Annotated in this window: 25 protein-coding genes, 1 tRNA gene, 1 other RNA gene and 1 pseudogene; 12 read left to right on the top strand and 16 right to left on the bottom strand. The window is 33.6% G+C overall.

Features of this window, described 5'->3' with window-relative positions:
- Window positions 1-139 precede the first annotated feature (139 nt).
- From CSUIS19073_RS05045 to ribA, 6 genes are read right to left on the bottom strand one after another with little or no spacing between them, the layout of a single operon-like run.
- Window positions 140-751, bottom strand: coding sequence for a hypothetical protein (locus CSUIS19073_RS05045; RefSeq protein WP_086237561.1), 612 nt, complete (start codon window positions 749-751; stop codon window positions 140-142).
- The gene (gene htpX / locus CSUIS19073_RS05040) at window positions 751-1,614 is read right to left on the bottom strand and encodes a zinc metalloprotease HtpX (RefSeq protein ID WP_086242422.1); all 864 of its coding nucleotides are present in this window, start codon (window positions 1,612-1,614) and stop codon (window positions 751-753) included. Before htpX ends, CSUIS19073_RS05045 begins: the two co-directional genes overlap by 1 nt.
- A 1-nt stretch (window position 1,615) precedes the next feature.
- Window positions 1,616-1,927, bottom strand: a complete 312-nt coding sequence (locus CSUIS19073_RS05035; protein ID WP_086237559.1) for a hypothetical protein — start codon at window positions 1,925-1,927, stop codon at window positions 1,616-1,618.
- The gene (locus CSUIS19073_RS05030) at window positions 1,924-2,118 is read right to left on the bottom strand and encodes a PP0621 family protein (RefSeq protein ID WP_086237558.1); all 195 of its coding nucleotides are present in this window, start codon (window positions 2,116-2,118) and stop codon (window positions 1,924-1,926) included. The genes CSUIS19073_RS05035 and CSUIS19073_RS05030 overlap by 4 nt, the downstream gene beginning before the upstream one ends.
- Window positions 2,108-2,653 carry a 16S rRNA (guanine(527)-N(7))-methyltransferase RsmG gene (gene rsmG, locus CSUIS19073_RS05025; protein WP_086237557.1) on the bottom strand — a complete coding sequence of 182 codons (546 nt, stop codon included), beginning with the start codon at window positions 2,651-2,653 and terminating at the stop codon, window positions 2,108-2,110. The genes CSUIS19073_RS05030 and rsmG overlap by 11 nt, the downstream gene beginning before the upstream one ends.
- Window positions 2,650-3,210, bottom strand: coding sequence for a GTP cyclohydrolase II (ribA, locus tag CSUIS19073_RS05020; RefSeq protein WP_086237556.1), 561 nt, complete (start codon window positions 3,208-3,210; stop codon window positions 2,650-2,652). Before ribA ends, rsmG begins: the two co-directional genes overlap by 4 nt.
- Before the next feature lie 117 nt (window positions 3,211-3,327).
- Here ribA and hemB point away from each other — a divergent pair, with 117 nt between their 5' ends.
- The 7 genes from hemB to CSUIS19073_RS04985 are packed head-to-tail and all read left to right on the top strand — an operon-like array spanning window position 3,328 to window position 9,851.
- On the top strand, window positions 3,328-4,308 hold the full coding sequence (gene hemB / locus CSUIS19073_RS05015) for a porphobilinogen synthase (RefSeq protein ID WP_086237555.1): 981 nt from the start codon (window positions 3,328-3,330) through the stop codon (window positions 4,306-4,308).
- Window positions 4,309-4,310: 2 nt separating this feature from the next.
- Window positions 4,311-5,240 carry an ornithine carbamoyltransferase gene (gene argF, locus CSUIS19073_RS05010; RefSeq protein ID WP_086237554.1) on the top strand — a complete coding sequence of 310 codons (930 nt, stop codon included), beginning with the start codon at window positions 4,311-4,313 and terminating at the stop codon, window positions 5,238-5,240.
- Window positions 5,233-5,658: a DUF2603 domain-containing protein gene (locus CSUIS19073_RS05005; protein WP_086237553.1), complete on the top strand. Its 426-nt coding sequence runs from the start codon at window positions 5,233-5,235 to the stop codon at window positions 5,656-5,658. Before argF ends, CSUIS19073_RS05005 begins: the two co-directional genes overlap by 8 nt.
- Window positions 5,659-5,660: 2 nt before the next feature.
- Window positions 5,661-7,016, top strand: a complete 1,356-nt coding sequence (gene hemN, locus CSUIS19073_RS05000; protein ID WP_086237552.1) for an oxygen-independent coproporphyrinogen III oxidase — start codon at window positions 5,661-5,663, stop codon at window positions 7,014-7,016.
- A gap of 10 nt (window positions 7,017-7,026) precedes the next feature.
- Window positions 7,027-7,845, top strand: a complete 819-nt coding sequence (locus tag CSUIS19073_RS04995; protein ID WP_086242421.1) for a DUF5718 family protein — start codon at window positions 7,027-7,029, stop codon at window positions 7,843-7,845.
- Complete coding sequence (locus CSUIS19073_RS04990) at window positions 7,842-8,582, top strand: pyrroline-5-carboxylate reductase dimerization domain-containing protein (protein WP_086242420.1); 741 nt, start codon at window positions 7,842-7,844, stop codon at window positions 8,580-8,582. Before CSUIS19073_RS04995 ends, CSUIS19073_RS04990 begins: the two co-directional genes overlap by 4 nt.
- Complete coding sequence (locus CSUIS19073_RS04985; RefSeq protein WP_086242419.1) at window positions 8,583-9,851, top strand: (Fe-S)-binding protein; 1,269 nt, start codon at window positions 8,583-8,585, stop codon at window positions 9,849-9,851.
- A gap of 6 nt (window positions 9,852-9,857) precedes the next feature.
- Here the strand turns inward: CSUIS19073_RS04985 and CSUIS19073_RS04980 are convergent, their stop codons facing one another.
- The 3 genes from CSUIS19073_RS04980 to CSUIS19073_RS04970 all read right to left on the bottom strand — a co-directional run bounded on the left by CSUIS19073_RS04980 (window position 9,858) and on the right by CSUIS19073_RS04970 (window position 13,729).
- Complete coding sequence (locus tag CSUIS19073_RS04980) at window positions 9,858-11,417, bottom strand: class I SAM-dependent methyltransferase (protein ID WP_086242418.1); 1,560 nt, start codon at window positions 11,415-11,417, stop codon at window positions 9,858-9,860.
- A complete protein-coding gene (locus tag CSUIS19073_RS04975; protein ID WP_086237547.1) occupies window positions 11,414-13,480 on the bottom strand; it encodes a motility associated factor glycosyltransferase family protein in 2,067 nt (688 codons plus the stop codon). Before CSUIS19073_RS04975 ends, CSUIS19073_RS04980 begins: the two co-directional genes overlap by 4 nt.
- Window positions 13,481-13,654: 174 nt before the next feature.
- Window positions 13,655-13,729, bottom strand: a tRNA-Glu gene (locus CSUIS19073_RS04970).
- 111 nt (window positions 13,730-13,840) lie between these two features.
- Between CSUIS19073_RS04970 and CSUIS19073_RS04965 the strand changes: the two genes are divergently transcribed.
- From CSUIS19073_RS04965 to CSUIS19073_RS04955, 3 genes are all read left to right on the top strand, one after another.
- Entirely contained in the window at window positions 13,841-14,326 is a 486-nt protein-coding gene (locus CSUIS19073_RS04965; protein WP_086242417.1) for a hypothetical protein, read from the top strand.
- On the top strand, window positions 14,323-15,165 hold the full coding sequence (gene nfo, locus CSUIS19073_RS04960; protein ID WP_086242416.1) for a deoxyribonuclease IV: 843 nt from the start codon (window positions 14,323-14,325) through the stop codon (window positions 15,163-15,165). The genes CSUIS19073_RS04965 and nfo overlap by 4 nt, the downstream gene beginning before the upstream one ends.
- A gap of 125 nt (window positions 15,166-15,290) precedes the next feature.
- Window positions 15,291-16,109, top strand: coding sequence for a methionyl-tRNA formyltransferase (locus CSUIS19073_RS04955; RefSeq protein WP_086237593.1), 819 nt, complete (start codon window positions 15,291-15,293; stop codon window positions 16,107-16,109).
- Window positions 16,110-16,128: 19 nt separating this feature from the next.
- On the opposite strand, the gene CSUIS19073_RS04950 is transcribed toward CSUIS19073_RS04955, so the two are convergent.
- The gene (locus CSUIS19073_RS04950; protein ID WP_086242415.1) at window positions 16,129-16,557 is read right to left on the bottom strand and encodes a hypothetical protein; all 429 of its coding nucleotides are present in this window, start codon (window positions 16,555-16,557) and stop codon (window positions 16,129-16,131) included.
- Between the two features lie 46 nt (window positions 16,558-16,603).
- On the opposite strand from CSUIS19073_RS04950, the gene ffs reads away from it, so the two are divergent.
- An RNA gene (gene ffs / locus CSUIS19073_RS04945) (signal recognition particle sRNA small type) lies at window positions 16,604-16,701 on the top strand.
- Window positions 16,702-16,707: 6 nt separating this feature from the next.
- Here the strand turns inward: ffs and CSUIS19073_RS04940 are convergent.
- From CSUIS19073_RS04940 to dnaA, 5 genes and pseudogenes are all read right to left on the bottom strand, one after another.
- A pseudogene (locus CSUIS19073_RS04940) lies at window positions 16,708-17,919 on the bottom strand (HD domain-containing protein); the annotation flags it as partial.
- Window positions 17,919-18,362, bottom strand: coding sequence for a preQ(1) synthase (gene queF / locus CSUIS19073_RS04935; protein WP_086237543.1), 444 nt, complete (start codon window positions 18,360-18,362; stop codon window positions 17,919-17,921). The pseudogene CSUIS19073_RS04940 and the gene queF, both read right to left, overlap by 1 nt.
- A gap of 8 nt (window positions 18,363-18,370) precedes the next feature.
- A complete protein-coding gene (gene gyrB / locus CSUIS19073_RS04930) occupies window positions 18,371-20,695 on the bottom strand; it encodes a DNA topoisomerase (ATP-hydrolyzing) subunit B (protein WP_086242414.1) in 2,325 nt (774 codons plus the stop codon).
- A gap of 8 nt (window positions 20,696-20,703) precedes the next feature.
- Complete coding sequence (gene dnaN, locus CSUIS19073_RS04925; protein WP_086237541.1) at window positions 20,704-21,774, bottom strand: DNA polymerase III subunit beta; 1,071 nt, start codon at window positions 21,772-21,774, stop codon at window positions 20,704-20,706.
- Between the two features lie 133 nt (window positions 21,775-21,907).
- On the bottom strand, window positions 21,908-23,218 hold the full coding sequence (gene dnaA, locus CSUIS19073_RS04920) for a chromosomal replication initiator protein DnaA (RefSeq protein ID WP_086237540.1): 1,311 nt from the start codon (window positions 23,216-23,218) through the stop codon (window positions 21,908-21,910).
- Window positions 23,219-23,340: 122 nt separating this feature from the next.
- On the opposite strand from dnaA, the gene ruvC reads away from it, so the two are divergent.
- A complete protein-coding gene (ruvC, locus tag CSUIS19073_RS04915; protein WP_086237539.1) occupies window positions 23,341-23,817 on the top strand; it encodes a crossover junction endodeoxyribonuclease RuvC in 477 nt (158 codons plus the stop codon).
- 1 nt (window position 23,818) lies between these two features.
- Here the strand turns inward: ruvC and CSUIS19073_RS04910 are convergent.
- A partial coding sequence (locus CSUIS19073_RS04910) for a ribonucleoside-diphosphate reductase subunit alpha (protein ID WP_337214385.1) occupies window positions 23,819-25,358 on the bottom strand: 1,540 nt, incomplete at its 5' end.

Raw genomic sequence — 25,358 nt, 5'->3', positions numbered from 1 at the left:
ATATAATATTAATATTATAAAATTTTGCCCATTTAAAAATTTACAAAAAAGAATAGTAAAATTACTTGCGATCGCTTGGCCTTAACTCGGGTATTTATATCTTGCGTGTTTGGATATATTTGCCACATTTGCTAGGTATCTAATCAAGCTGATTTATAATCTTTATAATCTCTTTTATATTATCCATAGCACTTTTGTAGCTAATATTTAGAGGTGTTTTCAAATTTGCTACTATGGTATCAGCGTCTGTATGAATATATAAGCTCAAATAGCCATCATCTATAAAATAGCTACTTTTATAGCCCAATAAACTCTCTTTAGGCTCTATATTTTTACTAATTTTTCCGCTGATTAATATACCATAAAATAGCATTTCATCTGTGCTTTTTACGCATATATCACGCACACTAAAGCCACTTAAACTAAACAATCCAAACTCGCTAACACTACTTACAATATGGTTAAAATGGCTATTTATAGATGGTAGATTATCATCTACTTTATTTAAATTTAGCTCTTTGATTATCTCATCTCTTAATCTATCTTTTAATCCTAGTTCAAATTTAGCAAAAAATTTAAATTTAAACCAAAAATATATCCAAAGCCCCGCCAAAAGTCCGCCGATTATAGCCAAAAAAGGATCAAAAAGCCAAAGGGCTAAGGTGATTATAAAATCCACAAAAGCTGCTAAAATCAATATAAAAATAAGCTTATAACGGATAGATTTTCGCTCTTTTTCTAAATTCTCCATTAGCTATTAAAATACCTTTTAGCTGGGCTTTGATAATTTAACTCTCTTAATCTATCCACTCTTTGCTTAGTTGTAGGATGAGTGCGAAAGAGATTAGATATTCCACTTGCGATACCCCCACTAAATGGACTTATTATAAACATATGAGCAGTTTGCTCGTTAGCGTTTCTTACTACTGCTTTTTGGTTGCTATTTTCTAGCTTTAAAAGAGCGCTAGCTAGATCATTTGGACTAGTTATTAAAGCTGAGAATTTATCTGCTTCAAACTCCCTTGAGCGTGAGATACTCATCTGAATTATAGTAGCTGCTAGTGGCATTATTATAGCTAGAGCAATTATCAAAAGCGGATTTTGGCGATTTTGATTACTTCCTAGCATGGCTCCAAATTGAGCGAAATTTGCTAAAATCGCTATCGCCCCAGCAAAAACTGCCGCAATAGAGCCAGTCAAAATATCATAATGCCTTATATGACCTAGCTCGTGAGCTATAACTGATGCGATCTCATCGCTATTTAGCATATCAACTAGCCCAGTAGTCAAGGCTACAGCCGCATTTGAAGGGTTGCGTCCAGTGGCAAATGCGTTTGGAGTTGGGTCGTTAATAATATATAGCTTTGGTAGCTCTAAACCAGCTTTTAAGCATAGTTTGTGAGTGATATGATATAGCTGATGAGATGGGTCAATCTCCATAGCATTATATCTTTTTAAAATGAGCTTATCACTATAAAAATAGCTAAAGAAATTCATAGCCGCTGCGATACAAAATGCGACAACCATTCCGCCAGTCCCGCCAATCATACCACCAACGATGATAAAAAGTAGCATAAGTGCTACCATGAAAAACGCAGTTTTAAATATCTCCATACTATCCCCTTATGGCACTTTTGTAAATGACAGCGTCAATTTGCTTTTTGGCTGCTTTTTGCAACTCTTCATCGCTACTGATTATTAAGGCGATTTTGCTATCAAATAGATAGTGATTGGCTAATTTTTGTAGCTTTTTGGCTAATTTTAAAGTATCACATACTATAAATTTAACCCCATTAGCATTGGCTATTAACGCCTCTTTAATGTTAGAAACTATGATAAAATTACACTTTGAGTTTAAATTTTTTAACTCAAATTTGCTTAAAAATACCGGCTCATAAGCTATAAAATCACTACCAATTATAATCATTTTAAACACTCCTTACAGATATATTTCCCATCTTTTAGCACACTATCTTTTAACTCTACAAATGTATCGCACTTACTACACTCAACGAAATTATCGCCATCATTTCTAGGCTTTTTACCCCTAAATTTAGGAATGATAAAAAAGTAAATTATGGCTATTATTAATATAAATATTATAATTTTAGATAGCATTTAAACCCTTTAAAACTACATAGTTTCTATCATCTTTTTGATAGATATTCTTATCACATTTTAGCTCATCTATCTCAAATTTCGCATTTGAGCCTTTATAGAGTAAAAATGTGCTACTCTCATCATAAAATCCTTGGCAAATTTTAATCAAATCAACCGCCTTCATCACCGCTCTAGATGTTATCAAATCAGCTTTAATCTTTTGACAATCCTCTATCTTACCGCTATGGATAGATACATTTTTAAGGGCTAAATTTAGCGTTGCGTAGGTCAAAAAGCTTGATTTTTTCGCAATTGGCTCATATAGATGAAATTCACACTCCTGCCAAATCATAGCCAAAAATATCGCTGGAAATCCAGCCCCACTACCCACATCCACACAAACCCTAGGCTCAAAGCCTAGAAATTCCACTGGAGCTATGCTATCAAGGGCTACTGGCTTAATATCTTTATAATTTGTAAGACTATGAATTTTATTAAATTTCTTTAAAATTTCATCGAATTTGGCTACATTGTGCCAAAAATTCTCACTCATAGCATATGTCCCATCTGCTCTTTTTTGATACTTAGATAATCTTTATTATACTCATTTGGCGTTATTTGGATTGGAATTCGGCTTATGATTTTACTCTTTAGGCTAGAGAGTTTTAATGGATTATTAGTTAGCAAATTTACCCCCTTAATCCCAAAATCATTTAAGATAAAATCCACTATCTCATATGTTCTCTCATCAGCTTTAAATCCTAGCTGATGATTAGCCTGTATGGTATCTAATCCAGAGTCTTGGAGATTATAAGCATTTACTTTATTTAATAATCCTATATTTCTACCTTCTTGACGCAGGTAAATAACCATACCACCATTATTTGCGATATACTTTAATGCAGATTCTAGCTGCTCACCACAATCGCACTTTTTACTCCCTAAAGCATCGCCTGTAAGGCACTCTGAATGGACGCGTAAATTTACTATCTCGCCTAAATTTGAAGTAAATATAGCTAGATGCTCTTTATGATTTTCCTTATACGCTTTTATCTTAAAATTACCAAATTTAGTTGGCAAATTTGCAATTTGTGATACCTCTATATTCATTTTTTTACCTCTGTTTTTTATTTTAATTGTAACATTTGCGATTAAATTTAAACAAAATCAATTATTTTTGATTAAATTAAATTTTGCTATAATGACCGAATTTATAGGAGAATTATTATGTTTAAAAGATATAGAAGATTAAGATTAGATGAGTCTTTAAGGGCAATGGTAAGAGAGAATAAAATATCTATTGATGATTTTATATATCCGCTTTTTGTAGTTGAGGGCACAGGGATAAAAAATGAGATAAGCTCTATGCCTGGCGTATTTCAAATGAGTTTAGATGAGATTTTAAAAGAGTGTGAAGAGATTATAAATTTAGGGATAAAATCCATAATTTTATTTGGAATTCCAAATTTAAAAGATAGCATAGGTAGCGATGCTTTAGATGAAAATGGGATAATTGCTAGATCGCTAAGAGCTATTAAGGAGAAATTTCCAAAGCTTTTTGTGATTACTGATCTATGCTTTTGTGAATATACAGATCATGGGCATTGCGGGATTTTGGATTATAAATGTGGCTCTGTGGATAATGATGCTACGCTTGAAATTTCAGCCAAACAAGCCCTTATCCACGCAAAAGCTGGAGCTGATATGATAGCACCTAGTGGAATGATGGATGGGATAATCTACACTTTGCGTAAAGCTTTAGATGAGAATGGTTATGTGAATTTGCCTATTATGTCCTATTCAACTAAATTCGCCTCAGCATATTATGGACCATTTAGAGATGTTGCACAAAGCGCTCCAAGCTTTGGCGATAGAAAAAGCTACCAAATGGATCCAGCAAATAGGCTTGAGGCAATTGGTGAGAGCTTAGAAGATGAGGCTCAAGGTGCTGATATTTTGATGGTTAAACCAGCTTTAGCATATCTAGATATTATAAGAGATATAAAAGAGCGAACTAAACTACCGCTTTGCGTGTATAATGTAAGTGGCGAGTATGCACTCTTAAAGGCTGGAGCTAAGGCTGGAGTGATTGATTATGAGCGTGTGATGATGGAGACGATGATAGCATTTAAAAGAGCTGGGGCTAATCTAATTATCAGCTATCATGCCAAAGAGGTTGCGAAGATATTAAATTCAAACAAGGGATAGATATGAGACACTTTTTGACTCTAAATGATATAAGCAAAGATGAAATTTTAGATATTTTAAACATTGCTAAAGATATTAAAAAAGAGGCGTTAAATAAGGATTATAAACCATATTTAAAAGATCAATTTTTGGCTATGATTTTTGAGAAAAGCTCAACTAGAACTAGAGTGAGCTTTGAAGTTGGCATACAGCAACTTGGCGGAAAAGCTCTATTTTTAAGTAGTCGTGATATACAGCTAGGTCGTGGGGAGCCTATCAAAGATACTGCTAGAGTGCTTGGTGGTATGGTAGATATGATTATGGCTAGGGTTTATAAACAAAGCGATTTAGTGGAGCTTGCTAAATTTAGCGGTATTCCTGTGATTAATGGGCTTAGCGATGACTTTCATCCTGTTCAATTGATGGCTGATTTATTAACACTAGATGAGCTTGGCTTAGATATCCAAAATATGAAAGTTGCATATGTAGGCGATGGAAATAATATGGCAAATTCATGGCTTATGGCTGCTTCTAAGCTTGGTTTTGAGCTTAGAATTGCCACACCAAAAGGGTATGAAGCGCCACAATGGATAACTAGCATAGCCTTAGAAAATGCCAAATCTAGTGGCGCAATAATCAAAATAAACAACGATCCAAAAGAGGCTATAAATGGCGTAGATGTAGTTACTACTGATACTTGGGTCTCTATGGGTCAAGAGGATGAAAAGGCTAAAAAAGTAGCTGATTTTGCTGGATTTTGCGTAGATGAGAGTATGATGAGCTTAGCCAAAGATAAAGCCGTGTTTTTACACTGCTTGCCAGCTTATAGGGGATATGAAGTAAGCGATGGTGTGTTTGAAGCTCACGCTGATGAGATATTTAAAGAAGCTCACAATAGACTTCACGCTCAAAAAGGAGTTATGGTCTGGTGCGATAGGATGAGATATGAATAGCCACTTAGAAAATATTAGTCAAACTCTAGGAATTAGCAAAAGGCGTCGCACAACCTTTGAATTAGAGCCAATGGAAGATAATCAAATGAAGCTAAGCTATAAAGGCAGGGCAAATTTCGATGCGCCATGGTTTGGTATGAATGGCAATAAGCCTTGCGCTCTTGTCCCAGCTGAGCTATTTGAAGCATTGATAAATGCGTTAAAAAACGCACAAAAAGAGAATTTCGAGCTAAAGCTTGAGCGATCAATTTTACAAAATTTACCAATTGATTTTGGCGATGTTTGGAGCGTAGCAATCGAAGAGATAAAAAGAGCCAACTACAAAAAAGAGCCAAATTTAGATAAGCTCATAGCAAAGATTAAAAAAGAGCACCCAAATCTATTTTTAGATATGCGCTCACTTGTTAATAAGGAGTAATTATGGTAGATTTTGAAGCTTTTGTGAAGTATTCTAAGCCAGGACCTAGATACACAAGCTACCCTACGGCTTTGGAATTTAGCGATGAGTTTGATTATGATGAGTATATTAAGCGTTTAAAAGAGTGCGATAAGCCACTTTCGCTATATTTTCATCTACCATTTTGCCGTTCGGCGTGCTATTTTTGTGGCTGTAATGTTATCTACACTAGCAAAAGCGATAAGATGAGTCGCTACTTGGATTATTTAGAGCGTGAGCTTGAAATTTTAGCTACCATCATAGATACTAAAAGAAGCGTTGTCCAGATGCATTTTGGCGGTGGGACGCCGACTTTTTATAGCGCTAGCGAGCTTGATAGGCTTATAAAATCCATAAAAAAATATTTTAAAAACTTTACAAATGATGCTGAGATAAGCTGTGAGATAGACCCAAGATTTTTAAATCAAGAGCAGCTAGAAGTGCTTAGCAAACATGGATTTAATAGAGTAAGCTTTGGAGTTCAAGATTTTGATGAAAAGGTTCAAAAAGAGATCCATAGAATTCAGCCATTTAATATAACTCAAAATGCGGTAAATTTGGCTAGAAAATATGGAATGCTAAGCGTGAATACAGATCTCATCTATGGTCTGCCATATCAAAATCTAGAGAGTTTTAAACGCACTTTAGAGCTAGGAGTTAGCCTAAATCCAGATAGATTTGCTATATTTAATTACGCTCATGTGCCTTGGATCAAAAAAAGTATGAGAAAATTTGATGAAGCCACGCTCCCAAGCCCAAAAACTAAGCTTGAAATTCTAAAATACACTATGGATTATCTACCAAAAAATGGTTATAAAATGATCGGTATGGATCACTACGCTAAGCCTAGCGATGAGCTATTTAAAGCTCTTAGCAATGGCTCCTTACATAGGAATTTCCAAGGATACACTACAAAAGGCGGAGCTCAACTAATTGGCGTGGGGCTTACTAGTATCGGCGAAGGCGATGACTACTACGCACAAAATCACAAAGATATGGTTAATTACGAAGCTGCTATTGATGCTGGGAGATTACCAAATTCAAAAGGAATTTATCTAAGCAATCAAGATAAGCTTAGAAAATTTGTAATAATGGAGCTGATGGCGAATTTCTCTTTAGATATTAAAAGGGTTGAGAGTGAATTTGGCATTAGCTTTTTTGACTATTTTAAAGCTGAGTTAGATGAGCTAGGTGAGCTAAAGCAGTTTATGAATATTAGTAATCAAAAAATTGAGATAAACCAAACTGGAACGCTATTAATACGAAATATCGCTATGTGCTTTGATGAGTATATGGCTAAATTTAAAGGCGTTAATAATAGCTTTTCAAAGACTGTTTAAAGGAGACTTTGTGAGTATAAATATAGGATTTGGGATAGCTGGAAACTTCGCTTTACATCTTGAACAAGCTGGTGAGGCTAGTGATTTTGCCTTAGTAAAAACTGATGATGAATACGCACCAAAGGGGATTTTCCCATTTTATATAAAGGGTAGTAGTGGCTTTTTAGGCAGAAATTGCATAGATAATAGCTATCTATATCTACCTAGCAATGAGAATTTAAATGTGCAAATGGAGCCAGAAATCGCCCTAAGATGCGAATTAGAGTATGAAAATGGCAAGGTCAAAAGCGTTAAGCCGCTTAAATTTGCTGCATTTAATGACGCTTCGGTTAGAAATGATAAAACCGCTACTAAAATCTCTCAAAAGAAAAACTTCAGCACCGGCTCAAAAGGGCTTGGCAATGAGATTGAGATAGATAAATTTAGCATTGGTGGGATCTGCGATAACTATAGCTTGGTTTCATTTTTAAAAAGCTCAAATGAATTTATCAGATATGGAGAGTGTGCCAAGCTAAGTGGCTACTCATATTTTTATGAAAAATTGCTTGAGTGGATTAAAGATAAATTAAATACTCAACAAGATTACGCTGTGCTAGAGAATTTATCCAAAATTTTAAGCGACGCAAACTACCCAAATGAGATGATAATCACAATTGGCGCTACAAGATATGAAGAAGATGGAAAAGATAGGTATCTAAAATCTGGCGATATATGCTATGTAGTCGCATTTGACCATACTAAATTTGATTTACAAAGCATAACAAACGCTATAAAAGATGGCTTAAAATTACCAAGTAGCGTCTCTATTTTAAGACAGGAAGTAAGATGAAAATTACCATAATTGGTGCTGGAAATATGGGGCTAGCCATGGCTAATGGGCTAAAATCAGCTGGATTTGAGGTTGTATTAGCTGGGAGATTTAGCGGTAGATTAGAGGCTTTGCGTGGCGAATTTAATATAGAAATTATCGATAAAAATTATGATATAAATGACAAAAATATCATATTAGCCATTAAGCCAAATGCGCTTGAGTGGTTTAAAAATATAGCAAATGGCAAAGCAAATTCGATAATTAGCGTGTTAGCTCGCACTAGCTTAGAGCAAATCCAAGCTATAAACGCCATAAATCACGCTATTTGTTTGCCAAATATCGCCGCTAAAGATAGAGCTAGTATAAATCCATATATGGCAAGTGGAAATATAGAGATAATAGAGCAAATTTTAAATGGATTTGGCAAGGCGGTTAAATTTGACTCAAAAGCTACTTTTGATGCAGCAAGTATCATTAGTGGATGCGCCCCAGCATACCTAGCCTTAGTAGCTGATGCTATCAATAGTGCCGCAGTTCGCTCAGGGCTAAATCTTAGCGACGCTCAGGCTATGACAAGTGGGCTATTTAATAGCTTTGCTACACTGATTGAAAATAGACACCCAGCCTTAATAAGAGATAGTATCTGCTCACCTGCTGGGACGACTATTGAAGGGGTGTGTAAGCTAGAAGAAGCCGGAGTTAGAACCGCCTTTATAGAAGCTATAAAAGCAAGTTTAATAAAACAAAGAGGATAAATGAGTAACTATAATTTTAGTGCGATTAGCGATGCATGTGTAAAATGCGGAAAGTGTAAGCCAAATTGCACAATATACAAAATTAGCCACGATGAAGTTAGAAGTCCAAGGGGATTTTTAGATCTATTAGGAGCGTATAATAGAGGTGAAATCGAGCTTGATAAGAATTTAAAAGATATATTTGAGAGCTGTTTTTTATGTACAAATTGCGTTCAAGACTGCCCTGTATCATTACCAACTGATACTATGATAGAAAATGCTAGAGCCGATATAGCGGCTAAATTTGGGATTTCGTGGTATAAAAGAGTGTTTTTTTGGCTACTTAGAAATAGAAAAATTATGGATATAGCAGCTAGATTTGGCTATGTATTTCAAAGTTGTGGATTTAAGATAAAAGATGGCAATATGAGCCCAAGATTTAATCTACCAATGCTAAAAAAAGAGCGTCTTTTACCAACTGCATCTAAAAAGAGCTTTTTAAACTCACACACTGAATTTATAGATAATGGATCAGATAAAACCATTGGAATATTCATTGGCTGTATGGGAAACTACGCATATACATCAGTAGGAGAAGGACTACTTAAGATATTAAAAGAGCTTAAAATCAACGCCCATTTGATGAAATCTCAAGGCTGTTGCTCGGCTCCAGCTTATTTTACTGGAGATTTTAACACTGTAGATTATCTAGCAAAAAAGAATATTGAGTATTTTGAAACGCTCTTAAATAGCGGTAAAATAGACGCCATCATCATACCAGAAGCTACCTGTTCGGCGATGATAAAGGTCGATTATGAACACTATTTTCATAGCGATCCGCAGTGGAAAAAAAGAGCTAAAGAGATAAGCAAATATATATATTTAGCTACTGAGTATTTTGCGAAATTTACAAATTTAGCCCAAATTTTACAAGAGCGAAATAGAGATAAAAAGATAGCTAAAATCACATATCACGACCCATGCCACGCTAAGAAAATGCAAGGAATTTGGAAAGAGCCAAGAGAGCTTTTAAAACAAGCTTATATCATAAATGAGATGAGTGATACTAATAGTTGTTGTGGATTTGGTGGCGTAACAATGCAAAGTGAAAAATACCACCTAAGTCGCCAAGCTGGTCAAAGTAGAGCCGCACAAATAAACGCCGTAGATGCTAGTTGCGTAGGTAGCGAGTGTAGTGCGTGTAAAATGCAGCTAAATAACGCTCTACACATTCATGGTAGCAGTGCAAAATGTATTAATCCAATCGAGCTAATTGCAAATGCCCTATAGAGGAGTTTAATACTCTTCTAGCATTAGGGTATTTATAAGTGAAAGCTTGATAGTCTCAACCGCATTTTTGAAATACTCATTTTGCTCTTTTGAGCTTTTTAATAATATAGTTTTACCATCTTTTTGAATAGTTGGGATTAATTTCTCTTTTTCAAATTTAGCTTTTATATGATTTTGAATATCTTTTATAGTGTGATTTCCATCAAACATTAATGTAAGCTCTAGCGTGTGTTTATCAGCGTTTAATCTATCATTAGATGGAGTTGCTATGCCAATTGATGAGTTATCATTATCTAAAAAATATCTTAAATATGGCTCATAAGCTTTTTTTAATCTAGTTTTACCAGGCGTGTATAATAGCTTCTTATGTGGCTCACAAGCTATGCTTAGAGCGTTATTTGTAACCGTTCTAATATCATAATACCTAAATACAATATCATCTTTTTGATACACAGCCTTAATCTCATCAAAACTCATAGTCGCTGGAAAAGCCTCATTTAAAGCTTTAGCCAAAGGCTCGATATATGTATCTTTAGCTGAATTTAATAGCTCAGGTGAGGGCTTAATGAGCTTAAAATATAAATTTGGAGCGAACTTCGCCTTATCATAATCGCTTGTTGCTAGTTTGCTTTGATTTTGCGATTTAGTAAGGATTGAGCTTCTAAATCTAATAGAGTATAGAAAATCATAAGCTTGATTAGCCGAGATATAATCATCAAATGATAGCTTAAAATACTCACTTATAGCACCATCTGGCAAAAATGATGGGTCAAAATGATAGGTCGCATCTGCTACATAGCAAAGCCCATTATCACCAGCATCAGCTACAAAATCTAAAAAATAAAACGGCTGATTACAAATCTCCATATATTCGTGTGCGACATAGCTTTTAGGGTAGTTTTGAATGTGATTTATATACTCTAAATTTAAGTTCTTAATATGAGTAGCGCTTGATTCATTTGGACTATACTTAGCATAGAAGGCTTTTTGAAATTTAATAGCATTTAATCCAGACTCAAGATCAGCTACATTCCCGCTATTTTTAACCGCACTAAATCGCATAAAATCACGCAAAGGCTCTACATATTTCCACCCTGGATAGCAATTATAGCTAATAAATGCCACGCCATTTGGACTTAATAACTTTTGACAACTTTGTAAAATCGCACTTCTTACAAAATCAGGCACCCAGCTATAAATTCCATGACAGATGATATAATCAAACTCAATCTTACCGCCAAATTCACTCACAAGATTACAAATATCCATCTCAATTAGCTCTATATTTTTACAGCCTATGCCTTGGGTGGCTGCTTTGCCAATGGCAATTTGTTCGCTACTTAGATCGATCCCTATAAAAGTTGAATTTGGGTGATTGATGGCTTGACCGATGATATTGCCACCCATCGCACATCCTATCTCTAGCACCTTAGCATTATATGGATCAGTAGCGGCTAAACCATGAAATCTAGCCACCGCACAAAGATAATCTACGCTAGTTTGAGCATATGAGTATGAGTTGTAAGTATGCTCATCATAAGTGGATTTAATATCGCTATTTATCATCGTTCTAAGAGCTTATAGCTATCCATAAATCCACTAGCTGCGTCAGCTAGCTTGCCTAAAGTCGCATCAATGCTACCAGCTAAGCTAAAAATCCAGTAGCTCTGACAAGAGACCCACTCAAATAATTTATCATTTTTTTCTTCATCTGTATCTGCTCTACGAGCTGAGATAACGGCAAGTTCAAGCTCTTGGCTATTTAGCATAGCCCCGCAAATTCCATAAAATGATGACATAAATATCCTATCTTTAAACACATACTCTTTTAACTTATCAATCTCAAATGATAGCTTTTGAAGTTTGTCATAATTGATTTTATCTTTCTTATCTTTCTCTTTTAATTTTTTAGATTTTTCTATCTCTTTGGCGATTTGAAGATATAATCGTTCGCATTTTTTTTGAATTTTATGACCGGTTTTAAAAATTCCAGTAATATTTTTGATCGCTTTTTTTAGGTGTTGCTCTTGTTTTTCCTTGCTTATTGGTAAAATCGGCTTAAAACTCTTCTTTTTACCCTTAGCGATAATCTTATCAGCCATCTCTTTAAATGGAATTTCAGTCGTTCCTTCTATTCTAGCTCCACCTTCGGTGCAGTTATAAAGCTTATAATTTGGATCACTTCTTTGTAGCATTGCGATATTATGCTCGAAATATTGTCTAAATAAATTCCATATAAATGTAGTTTGAATTTCGCCTTTACCGCCGTATTTTTGCGTCATTATAGGTATCTCTTCTACGGGAATTTCAGTCTCTTTAAATATATGCCCCTTAGAGTGGCTAGTGCCATCTTCACCATAAGCTAAATCCTGACCTATTAGCATTACATCTTTACACTCTAGGGCTTGAGCGATATTCCACGCCATATGAGCAGCACTCTGTCCACCGCCGATATAGCCAAATTTAAAATCCTTAAAGCTCATCTCATAATTTAATGGTCTTAAAGCATAACATACATCTTTATCATGTAAATTCTCAACCGATTCATGATGAGTAAGAGAGGCCACAACAAAGATAATCCCATCATCAAATTTAGTCCTAGTAGGCTTGAAAAAGTCTGGAGTAGGAGGAATTCTCTCTATTGATGTTACATAATCAGGCTTAATCCCATGCTCTTTTAAAATTGGATAACTCGCATCAACTGCTATTATAATTGTGTATGGAGCAAGTTTTTTAAGTATTGGTAGCTGCTTATGAAGCGATGGGCCAGTAGATACGACTACGGCTGAGTCTATCTTGCCTTTGCGTCTATTTATAATATCTCTAAGAGGTATAGCACCAAATACATCTGGGAGATGCTGGGTGGTTTGAATCATTCCTAAAAGACAATCTTTAGAGTCATTGCCACGCTCATATAGGGTTTGGACGATTGCTTTTTGCATAGTTTTATTTAATTCTAAGATATTCTCTTGATACTTTTCATTATTATAATAATCATCGATAATATGCAAATTATAAAGCCTAAAGCTATGAAATACATCAGGCATTTTGCAGATGATATAAAATTGCAAAAATGTAACCTTGTGCGAATCTAAAATAACAAGCCTATCAGTAAAAATATCCCTAGAAAAGTCAATCAAGCTAAGTGCGGCATATAAAATTTCAATCTCTGGCTCGAAGACAAATATCTTTTTATGCGTTGGATTAGCCAAGATAGATTTTAAGAAAACCCCATTGCCAATTCCATAGATAAAAAGCGCTCTATGTCTAGCATACTCCTCTTCAAATTCTATAATTTTTTTCTCTACATCTTTGGCTGGACTCTCATATAAATACTCTTTGGTATCAAGATTTACGATATTTAAATCTAGTGGATCCTTGCCCATAAAAACGCCAAATTTCTTATTCTCTTCAAGTCCAAATAGAGTAAGCGAAGTATCAATAGCATAAGGCATCATCGCAGTTATATTTTTATCTAAAGTGGTGATCTCTTCTTCATTTTTGATTTTTTGAGCTATTTTTGAATCTAACTCTTTAAATTTTTTCTCATCTTCAGTTAAATCTCTCTCATCTTTTTTTGATATATCATTTTTTAGCTCATCAATATCTTTTTTTCTACCATTTTGCATAATTTTTCCTTTTAAATTTAGCCTTATATCGGCATTTTTGAACTTTATTATAGTAAAATTTGGCTTAATTTAAAGAATAAATATATAATTAACTTAGGGCTAATGAATTTAAAATAAACTAAAAAAATATTGAGAAATGAAATATAAAAAAGATTTATAAAATAAGAATATAGGTGGTGACCCCTACGAGACTCGAACTCGTGTTACCGCCGTGAAAGGGCGATGTCCTAACCGCTAGACGAAGGGGCCACTGCGGTTGCGTGAGTGGAATTATATAAAAATCTTACTTAAATGCTACTTAAAAATATTAAAGATTTACAAAACAGATATATAATTTAACAAATTTGAAAAAGGCTTACTTTGAGTATATATAAATTTAGCTTTAAAATCTCTATTTTATTAGCATTTGCTACACTATTTTTAGGATGTTTTGCCTATCAGCCGCAGCACTCTAGTAGCGTTTTATTTAGTTTTATTACGCCTAATTTGCGTATTAGCGATGCTGGATTTATACATAAATATACTAATCAAACTCAAATTCAAATCTACAATAGCGGGGCGTTAGTTTTAAATTTAAAACTAGCTGAAAATATCTGTATTAATGGGGTTTGTAGTGATTATCAAAGCTTTAATATAAAATATCTAAGATCAACTCACTATGATGAGATCTTAGATAATATCATATCTAAAATTCCAATCTATGATGGGGCAAATTTTCAAAAAACTAATTGCGGATTTGAGCAAAATATAGCTAATAAAATGATAAAATATGAAGTTTGCGATAATTTAGTTAAATTTATTGATAATAAAAATATGGTAAAAATCATAATAAGAGAGTTACAATGAAGCGTATCGGAGCCCATGTAAGTGCAAGTGGTGGAGTGGCAAATGCGGTGCAAAATGCCGTAAATATCGGAGCGGACGCCTTTGCTTTGTTTGTTAAAAATCAAAGACAATGGAGTGCAAAGCCACTAACCCAAAGCGATATTAATGAGTTTAAATCAAATTTAAATAAATCCAATATAAAGCCAGAGCATATCCTAGCTCATAATAGCTATTTGGTAAATTTAGGTCATCCAGATCCACAAGCTAGGACTAAGAGTTTTGACTCATTTTTAGATGAGATTAAAAGGTGCGAAGCCTTAGGGATTGAGCTTATTAACTTTCATCCAGGCTCACATCTAAAGCAAATAAGCGAAGATGAGTGCTTGGAGTTAATAGCACAACAGATGAATGCTCTACTTCAAAACTCATCAAATATCAAGCTAGTTATCGAAAATACCGCCGGTCAAGGTAGCAATCTAGGATATAAATTTGAGCATCTAGCAGCATTGATTGCTATGAGTAAGGATAGCAGTCGTGTAGGCGTGTGTATCGATACTTGCCATCTATTTGCTAGTGGTTATGATATTAGAGATGATGAGAGCTATGCTAAAACTATGAGCGAATTTGATAAGATAGTTGGGTATAAATACCTTAGCGGAATGCATATAAATGATAGTAAAGGAGCTCTTGGCTCACGCAAAGATCGCCACGATAGCTTAGGAGTGGGGCTCATTGGCAAGCAAGCCTTTAAATCCATTATGAATGATCCTAAAATCGATGAAATTCCTTTGATTTTAGAGACTATTGATGAGAGTATTTGGGCTGATGAGATTAAGATGCTTAGAGATTTTATAGATTAATTTTTGGAGGTGTATGATGAATTTAGGGGGGGGGTACAAACCTTAATAGAAATTTAAAAATCGGCTACTTCGCTGATGGGATTTGGTCTCATAATGCTTTTAAAATAATCATTAAAGACCCAAATATGCAAATTGCTTTTATCTGCGTTAGAAATGGCTCAGATGATGAAATTTTAGCTAAATTTGCCAAAGATTATGGGATTGAGATTTTAAAACATAAAAATATAAATTCGCTTGAGTTTATATCCAAAATTGCTAAATTTAAGTGTGATATTTTGGTCTCTATGTCATTTGACCAAATTTTTAAACGCCAAATTATAGATCTAACACCACTTGGTGCGATCAACTGTCACGCTGGTGCTTTGCCATTTTATCGTGGTAGAAATATCTTAAATTGGGCTTTGATAAATGATGAAAAGAGCTTTGGTATCACTGTGCATTACATAGATGAGGGAATTGATACAGGCGATATAATTTTACAAAAGCACTATGAGATTAACGATAGCGATGACTACTCCACACTGCTACAAACGGCTCACAACCAGTGTGGGTATGTTTTATATGAGGCTTTAAAGATGATTTTAGGTGGAGATTTTAAGCCAATTAAGCAATCAAATATCGATAAATACGGCTTTTACTGCACACAAAGAAAATTTGGCGATGAGATGATAGATTGGAATCAAAATAGCCGTGATGTGTTTAACTTTATCCGTGCGATCACTCATCCAGCTCCACTAGCAAGGGCTATAATAAATGATAAAGAGATGAAAATAATAAAAGCAATATATCATCAAAATGCTCCAACATATAAGTGCGTAAATGGCGCTATAGTGGGGATTAGTAAGGATAGATTTTGGGTAAAATGTGCTGATAAGGCACTAGAGATTACTGAATTTGAGTATGAAGGTAGGATTAAAATCGGCGATAGATTTAAAATTTCTTAATATTTTAGCGATTGTGATTTTAATTATGTGAGTAAATTCTAACCTCATTTAGGAAAAATTCATACACCTGCTGTTGAAAAACAGCATCAGTCTCATCGCTATTAATCATCAATCTTCTAAGGTGTTCAAAATCAATTTTTTTGACATATCTTTTGATTAATTTTAACTCATAATCTATATCTTTTAATAAAATATCCAAATTTAGCTTACTGCCTTGAGTTGCCTTATCTACATACTCTTTTATCGTTTGGACTAAGATGTGGATTCTCTTCTCATCATTGCCATATATATCTTTTGCTATATCTTCTACTTCGTAATAATCACTATCTGATATACTCTTTTTAGCAATTAGTATAGCGGTTAAAATTTTAGCCCTAAACTCTAAAGAGCGATAATGTGGGACAAAAAGCTCACGAAAAATAGATAAAAAATTTAATTTATAACTCATCATAATCCTACTTTAAGTAAAATATGGATATAATCTTATCCGCCTTTCCTTAGACCTGTGCAATGCTTTTAAAAAGCACCGCTTCAGGATGGGAACATAGCAGAGCACTTTTTACAGGTGTGTGCCGCAGTCATCTGGGGAGAGGTTTTTTATACCGAAATACTCCATAAAATCTATACAAATTTGATTAAAATCCACCCCTTCGATTTTTGGATTTCTTTTAAATTTAGCTCTTATATTTTGAAAACCTTGGACTAAATCTTTACTCTTTACACCATAGCTTATAGATAGCCCCGCCTCCACAAAAGCAGCTAATCTATCGCAATATTTCAAAGCCTTGCCATCAATGCTATTATACTCATCATCATTTACATTACTCATACTTCCATGATATGGCTGTGGAGTTGTGCGGCAAATTCTGTTTTCAAATTCATCTTTTTTAAGCACTCCATTATCATTTCTAACGCCTAAAATATAGCTAAATTCATCTCTAAAGCTTTGTGGGACATATGGGAGAATTTTATCTTCAATCAGTCTCATCTCATACTCGCTAATTATCTCATTTAACCCATCAATGCCATATTTAACAGGGCTTATAATATCACGAGTTAGGCTCTCTGGTAAATCGTGGAATAAAGCACAATAAAAATTATTTTCTAATCTTTTTGAATTTGCCCCAACTTTAAGTGAATAAAAATAACCAAATATCGCCACAACAAGCATATGCCCTAAAACTGCAGTTTCTGGAATTCTACTAGTTTGTGCCCAGCGCTTTTGAAATCTCAATCTTCCGCTTAAATCAACAATACGAGCTAATTTTTGATTCATCGCAATTTTCCTAACACCAATTAGCTCATAATAATCCTCTAACTCCTCATCTACTTGCTGTTTTAACTCATCGATATTATTTAAAAATTTACTAGTTTGATATACGATACTAAATTCCCATTTTGTAGCTAGATAGCTAGCAGCTTTTAAGATTAATTTCTCTTTTAGATGAGATTTATCATCTATAAAATTCCTAAATCTTTCTAGAAATTTACCCCCATCTATATCATCTATTAATGGCTCTAAATTCGTTAAAACCCAGCTATTTATCTGAGAAGCTTTGGTCTTTTGAATGTGATGAAAGACATCTGGGCGAATATCAGTAACCACAACTCTACTTAAAAACTCAAACACCCCACCTTCGATTATATATCGCATATCTATATTATTTTCAAGCTTAGCGATAAAATAGGCAATGATAAATTTATGAGCTTGTTTATCTAATTCTAATAAATCAACCATTTTAGGGTAGTCATTCCACCTTGAGATATTGGCCGCTTTAAAAATATGCTCAATAAGCCTTGGGTTTATCATTAGTTAAATTTCCTAGTACTTTGGAATTCAATAGAGCTTGTATCATATTTTTGCTCTCTTATCATATTACTATCTACTTCTATGATTGTATGGACATTGCCCCTTGGATTAAAATCACCCACAACTCTTAAATATTTTGGTTTTAACTTACTATCTAATGTATCATAAATTTCATTTATACTAGCTTCGTGGCTGATATGGCGATTTAAAAAGCTATTGATATATAGTTTTAAAGCTTTTAACTCTACTACAAATTTATCAGGAACATATGTAAGATAAATTGTAGCAAAATCTGGATAGCCACTCCTTGGACAAAAACAAGCAAACTCAGGTAGTGTAATTTTAATAGCGTAATCTTTATTAGCACTATTTGGCCATATCTCAAAATCCTTATCAAGGTCAAATTGGGCTATGATTTTTTCACCATATTTTAAATTTTGCATACCTATCCTTATACATCTAAATGCTTAACATCTTTAGCATGAGCTTGGATATACTCTCGCCTTGGCTCGACCTCATCACCCATAAATAGCTCAAATATATCACTTGCACTTTGCATATCTTTGACATCTATTTTAAGCAAACGGCGATTTTCTGGATTCATAGTAGTCTCCCAAAGTTGCTCTGGATTCATCTCACCTAAACCTTTGTAACGCTGGATATAAGCACCTTTTTTCGCACTTTTTTCGATATTTTCTAAGATTTCTAAAGGATCCCCATTAAGATCGATCTCACGCTCTTTCATCTTAGAGTATATATGAACTGCCTCAATGTATAAAGGATTGACAAATAAAGAGTCATCTATAACTAACTCTTCAAGTCCGCTTGGTGTTTGGACATAAATTCTAATCTCATTTTCATTGACATATGAGTTTAAAATATTATAGTTTTGACTATCTAGCTCAACTTTTATAATCTCAAATAACTCTTTGAAATCTTTGCTTATAATATCTGGATTTTCTATCATATATCTAATCGCACTTAGGACATTAAAACGCTTTTTAAGCTCATTTAAAACCGTTCTATATGTGCTAATTAATTTTAGATAATCTATCAAATCATTACTACCAACTCCTTGGAAATCTTCGCTCTCAATGCCAGTTTCTATAAGGAATTCATTTAAGGCTTTTTCATCTTTTAAATAAATTTCTTTTTTGCCTTTTTTATATCTATAAAGTGGTGGCTGAGCTAAATAGACATTTCCATTTTCGATAATTGGTGTAAGAAATCTAAAGAAAAATGTAAGAAGTAGGGTTTGGATATGGCTTCCATCGACATCAGCATCAGTCATAATGATGATTTTATGGTATCTTAGCTTACTAGCATCAAACTCATCACCGATACCACAACCAAATGCGGTTATCATATTTTTTATCTCTTCGGATTTTAAAATTTTATCAAGCCTACTCTTTTCTACATTTAAAATTTTACCACGAAGTGGCAAAATAGCTTGAAATACTCTATCACGACCTTGCTTTGCTGAGCCTCCAGCAGAATCGCCCTCAACAAGGTAAATTTCGCTCTCACTTGGATCTTTGCTTTGACAATCAGCTAATTTACCAGGCAATGTTCCAACGCTATTTAAACTATCTTTTTTGCGTGTTAAATCTCTTGCTTTTTTAGCTGCTTCCCTGCCACGAGCTGCCATTAGAGCTTTATTCATAATGGCTTTTGCTTCGTTTGGATTTTCTTCAAAATATTTACAAAGCACTTCAAAAGTCATCTTTTGGACTATTGGTTTTACATAGCTTGAGCCAAGTTTGCCTTTAGTTTGCCCTTCAAATTGTGGCTCTGGAACCTTGACGCTTACAACAGCTATAAGACCTTCTCTTATATCATCTCCAGTGATTTTAGTATCTTTTTCACGAGTAGCGGCATTTGCTGCTATGTAGTTTGTAATAGCTCTAGTAAGCCCAGCTCTAAATCCAGCTTCGTGAGTTCCGCCATCAGGGGTTTTAATATTATTTACAAAGCTTAATAAATTTTCGCTATATGTATCATTATATAAAAGAGCAAAATCAACTATAACATCATCTTCCCCACCGCTAAAGCTCACAGCTTTGCTTACTGGATTGCTCTTATTCATATCAGTTACAAAGCTCTCAAGTCCGCCATCAAAGTGATAACTCTCTTTAAATCCATCTCTTTGATCTTTGAAATTTATAGTAATTTTTGGATTTAAATATGCTAATTCTCTAAATCTTTTGGCTAAAATTTCTCTATCAAATTTAGTTATTTCAAAGATAGTATCATCAGGCCAAAACTCTACGCTAGTTCCAGTTCTATTTGTAGTTTTGATAACTTCTAAATCGCTTTGAGGTATGCCTTCGGCGAATTCTTGGCGATGAAGTTTGCCATCTCTTTTTATATTTAAAACTAATTTTTTAGATAGAGCATTGACAACTGATACACCAACTCCATGAAGTCCGCCTGATACTTTATATGTATCTTTATCAAATTTACCCCCAGCGTGCAGAACGGTTAAAACCACAGTCGCAGCTGAAATTTTCTCAGTTGGATGAATATCTACTGGAATTCCCCTACCATTATCTGTGATTATAGCTGAGCCTTCATTTGTAAGCTCAATATCGATAGTATCGCAATATCCAGCCATTGCTTCATCTATGGAGTTATCTACTACTTCATAGATCATATGATGAAGACCATTTATATTAGTATCGCCTATATACATTCCAGGGCGTTTTCTAACGGCTTCAAGACCTTTTAAAACCTTGATATTTCCAGCGCCATAATCTTTTTTTTCTAAATTTTCCATCTTAATCCTTAAATATTTATAGGCATTATTATTGTTTTTAACTCTTCGCAACTAAGCACAAATGGAAGTCCTAAATCATTATAAGATAGAGTAAATTCGCTATCTTCAATGCTTGATAAGAAATCAAGTATAAATCTATTTTTTACTCCTAATATTATATTTTCTTCTATATTAAATTTTTGTTCTATTATGGTTTTTGCTTCGCTATTATCATTATTGATACTTTCAAATGATATATTTTCTGGAGTTATTGTAATTTTTATAATTTCAGATAGCATTGATATGGTTTTAATGCCTTCTATCATTTTTTCACGATTTAGTGTTATATTTATTTTAGACTCTTTTGGTATTACTCTTGCGTAGTCTGGATAGCGTCCATTTATCAATTTTGTGAAAAATTCGAAATTTTGGCTAATTGCGATAAAGATATTTTCATCATAGTAAATTTCGATATTTTCATAGAATATTTTTTGAATTTCAACTATAGCTTTTTTAGGAATTATTATACTAAATGGTTCATTTTCTGATTTTATATCTAGTGTGTATATGCTAAGTCTTTTTGTATCTGTCCCGACTAAATTTATATTTTCATTTTTAATATCTATTAATGCACCTGTTAATTCTATTTTGGAATTAGTATTTTCTATTGAATTTGTGATTTTCTTTAAACTTTTACTTAGATTTGCTGCGTTTATGTTAAATCTTTTTTTATTTTCGATTGTTGGGAAATCTGGGAAATCATCAGCTTTTTGCATAGGTAGGCGATATTTTGAATTATTTTGTTTTATATATAGATGGTTTTGAACTGTCTCTAGCATAACTTCGCCATCTTTTAAGCTTTTTATAATATCAAGAAGTTTTTTACCATTTGCAGTAGCTATACCTTCATCAATTATATTTACATTTGAAGCTTTATAGCTTAGTCCAATCTCATTATCTGTAGCTTTGATTGTTAAAAGAGAGTCTTTAGCACTTATGAATATATGAGATGTGATTGAGCTTAGATCTTTTTTATCAAGATATGAACTTGTGTTTATTATTATTGTTTCTAAGATATTTTTTTTGATTAAAACTTTCATTTTTTGCCTTTATTTTTAAATTTACTTTTTTAATTTTAGTTAGTTTGTTGATTTTGTGAATAACTACACAAAACGCCGTAAATTTGGTTAAATTTTATTGAATAACTCGCAATATAATTTTCACACATATTCACTATTCCTTTGATAATATTTTATTTTTTAACTCTTCTAATCTAGCTTTAAAATAGCTATCATTTTCTATTAAATTATTAATTTTTTTGATATTATGGCTTACAGCACTATGGTCTTTTAACCCAAAATGTGAAGCTAGTTGTGGCATTGAATTTGGGGTTAAGGTTTTAGCTAAGTATATACAAATTCTACGAGCTTCTACAATGTTTTTTGTGCGATTTTTGCTCTTTATATCACTTGGTTTTATATTCATCTCATAAGATACATATTGTATTATATTTTCTAAGCTTATGGCTTCTTTTTTCTCTTTTATCTGATCTTTTATGACATTTTTGGCAAATTCAAGTGTGATATTTTGACGCATAATATTAGCAAAAGCATTGATATTGATTATAGCGCTTTCTATCTCTCTTATATTATCGCCCATATTTGAAGCGATATATTCTATTATATCATCGCTTAATTCTATTTTGTCAAATTCGCATTTAGTCTTGATAATTCTAATTTTGGTATCTAGCTCTGGTGGAGTAATATCAGCCATAAGTCCCCACTCAAAACGACTTTTTAATCTCTCTTCAAAGCCTTTTAGCATTTTTGGAGGTTTGTCTGAGGTCATAACTATTTGACCATTTTTAGAGTGAATTTCATTAAAAGTATGGAAAAACTCCTCTTGAGTTTTTTCTGATTTATGGAAAAATTGAACATCATCGATAAGTAAAACATCGCAATTACGATATTTTTCTTTAAATTTATTCATAGTTCTATTTTCTACATTTCTTATAAAATCACTTGTAAATTGCTCACTTGTAATGCAAATAACGGTTTTGCCATTTTCTAAGCATTCATTTCCTATAGATTGTAAAAGATGAGTTTTACCAAGACCAGTTGGACCATAGATAAATAGTGGATTATAGGCTTTTCCAGGGTTTGCGGCTACTTGCTTTGAGCTGATAAAAGCAAATTGATTAGAGTCTCCAACGACAAAATTATCAAATGTATAGCTAGGATTTAATAGTGAGCTTTGGCTCTTTATCTCTTTTACATTTACATCTTTTAACTTGATATTTAAGTCTGCTTTTTGCGTTGTGATGATAACTTGAGGTTTTAAACCTGTGTGAATTTCATAGATACTAGCTAATTTATTAGAATATTTTGTCTGGATAAATCTAGCTATAAGTTCATTTGGAGCGATGAAGACTACCCTTTGAGAATTTGAGCTTTTTTCATTAAATTTAATCTGTGAAATGTAGTTATCCATCTCACTTTTTGATATTTCTTGGCTCAAAATTTCAATCGCTTCTACACCTAGCAATCTTTTCCCTTTAAATTTATTGGCTAATATTTTACTAAAAATTTAATTAAAAATGACTTATTATGGTATTATTGTGATTTTGAATTTAGATTATATGTGAATAATGTGAATAACTCAAAAGGATATATGTGAAAATCTTAGGAATAGACCCTGGAACTCGCAATTGCGGCTATGCGATAATTGAGAAAATTGGCAATAAAAAGATATTAATTGAAGCTGGACTTATAAAAATAGAGCAAGATAGCTTACAATACCAAATAACCCAGCTTTGCGAAGGGCTAGATCTTATATTTAAAACGCATAAGATTGATGCGGTGGCGATTGAGGATATATTTTTTGCATATAATCCAAAAACCGTCTTAAAACTTGCTCAGTTTCGAGGTGCCCTTAGTCTTAAAATACTTCAAATTCATGGTGAATTTAGTGAATATACTCCACTTCAAATTAAAAAAGCAGTAACTGGCAAAGCCAAAGCAGCAAAAGAGCAAGTAGCCTTTATGGTAAAGAGGATGCTAGGGATCAATAAAGAGATAAAGCCACTTGATATAACTGATGCTATAGCAATAGCTTTAACTCATAGTTTTAATGTAAAATCTTAATCTACTGACAACCTTCACACTCTATACTTCGGTCAATTGGCTTATTATCAAGATGGCTTGAGTCTGGGCTTTCACTTCTTAGATAGTATGTGGATTTTACCCCTAATTTCCACGCTAGAGTGTAAATTTCACTTAGATATTTTCCACTAGCTTTATCTAGGCTCATAAATATATTTAGGCTTTGACCTTGATCTATCCACTTTTGGCGGATCGCACAAGCTTTAACAAGTAGCCTTTGGTCTAGCTCATATGCTGGAGTGTAGTATTGCCAAGTTTCAGGGCTTAAATTTGGCACAACGCAAGGAGTCATACCGCTTAAGTTTTGCTCAAACCATTTTCGTTTATATACTGGCTCAATTGTTTGAGTTGTCCCTACTAATATGCTTATACTAGAAGTTGGTGCTATAGCCATTAAATAGCCATTTCTTATTCCATCTTTTTTGACCTTTTCTCTTAATTTTTCCCAGTCGCAATTTCCCTCATCAAATAGACTTCCGCCACGATTGACAAGGGCTTTTGCGTTTGGATTTGCTAGATCTATTGGGAATATTCCTTTGCTCCAGTTTGAGCCTATAAAATCTGGATAAATACCCTTTTCTACTGCTAAATTTGATGAAGCGTAAATGGCGTTGTAGCTGATATTTTCCATTATTTCATCTATTTTTTCAAGGTGTTCGTAGCTACCCCATTTTATCTGCTTTGTAGCTAGCATTTCAGCCTCGCCCATAACCCCAAGCCCGATTGAGCGACTGGCTAAATTTGTATGTTTAACCTTAGCGTGTGGATAGAAATTTAGATCTATTACATTATCAAGCATTCTAATGGCTATTGGAGTTACTCTTGCTATATCTTCTGGCGTGTTGATTTTGCTTAAATTTATACTAGCTAGATTACAAACGGCTGTTTTACCATCTTTTAATCCTTTTTCTACTATGAATATATCTTTATTATTTAATCTATCTAACGCAGTAATCTTTTTAGCCTTTTTAGTATATCCACCATCAACTGTTATATCTATATTTTCATCAAATAGATCGTAGCTTCCATCTGTGTATGTAACTTTGGTTTGGTAGTAGTTTGGCTCGGTATTTTGAAAAATTTCAGTGCATAAATTTGAGCTTCTAATTATGCCTTTATGGGAGTTTGGATTAACTCTATTTGCACTATCTTTAAAGCATAAAAATGGCATTCCACTCTCAAAATAGCTTGTGAGAATCTTCTTCCATAGCTCTTTGGCTTGGACTACGCTTTTAGCTATATCTTGATTATTTTCATACTCTAGATATTTTTTTTGAAATTCATCTCCATATAAATCACAAAGATCAGGAGTATCTGCTGGGTCAAATAGCGTCCATCTTTCGTTATTTTCTACCCTTTGCATAAAAAGATCATTTATCCACAAAGCTGGAAATAATTCATGAGCTCTGCGACGCTCTTCGCCAGAGTTTTTACGAAGGTCTAAAAAGTCGCTTACATCCATATGCCAAGGCTCGATATAAACCGCTATAGCGCCCTTTCTAGTCCCTAGCTGATCGACTGCG

Origin of the sequence: Campylobacter sp. RM19073, from assembly GCF_024723495.1 — a bacterium.
Lineage (GTDB): Bacteria > Campylobacterota > Campylobacteria > Campylobacterales > Campylobacteraceae > Campylobacter > Campylobacter porcelli.
The sequence above is the reverse complement of the archived record's forward strand: the minus strand, read 5'-3'. Positions and strand labels throughout refer to the sequence as shown.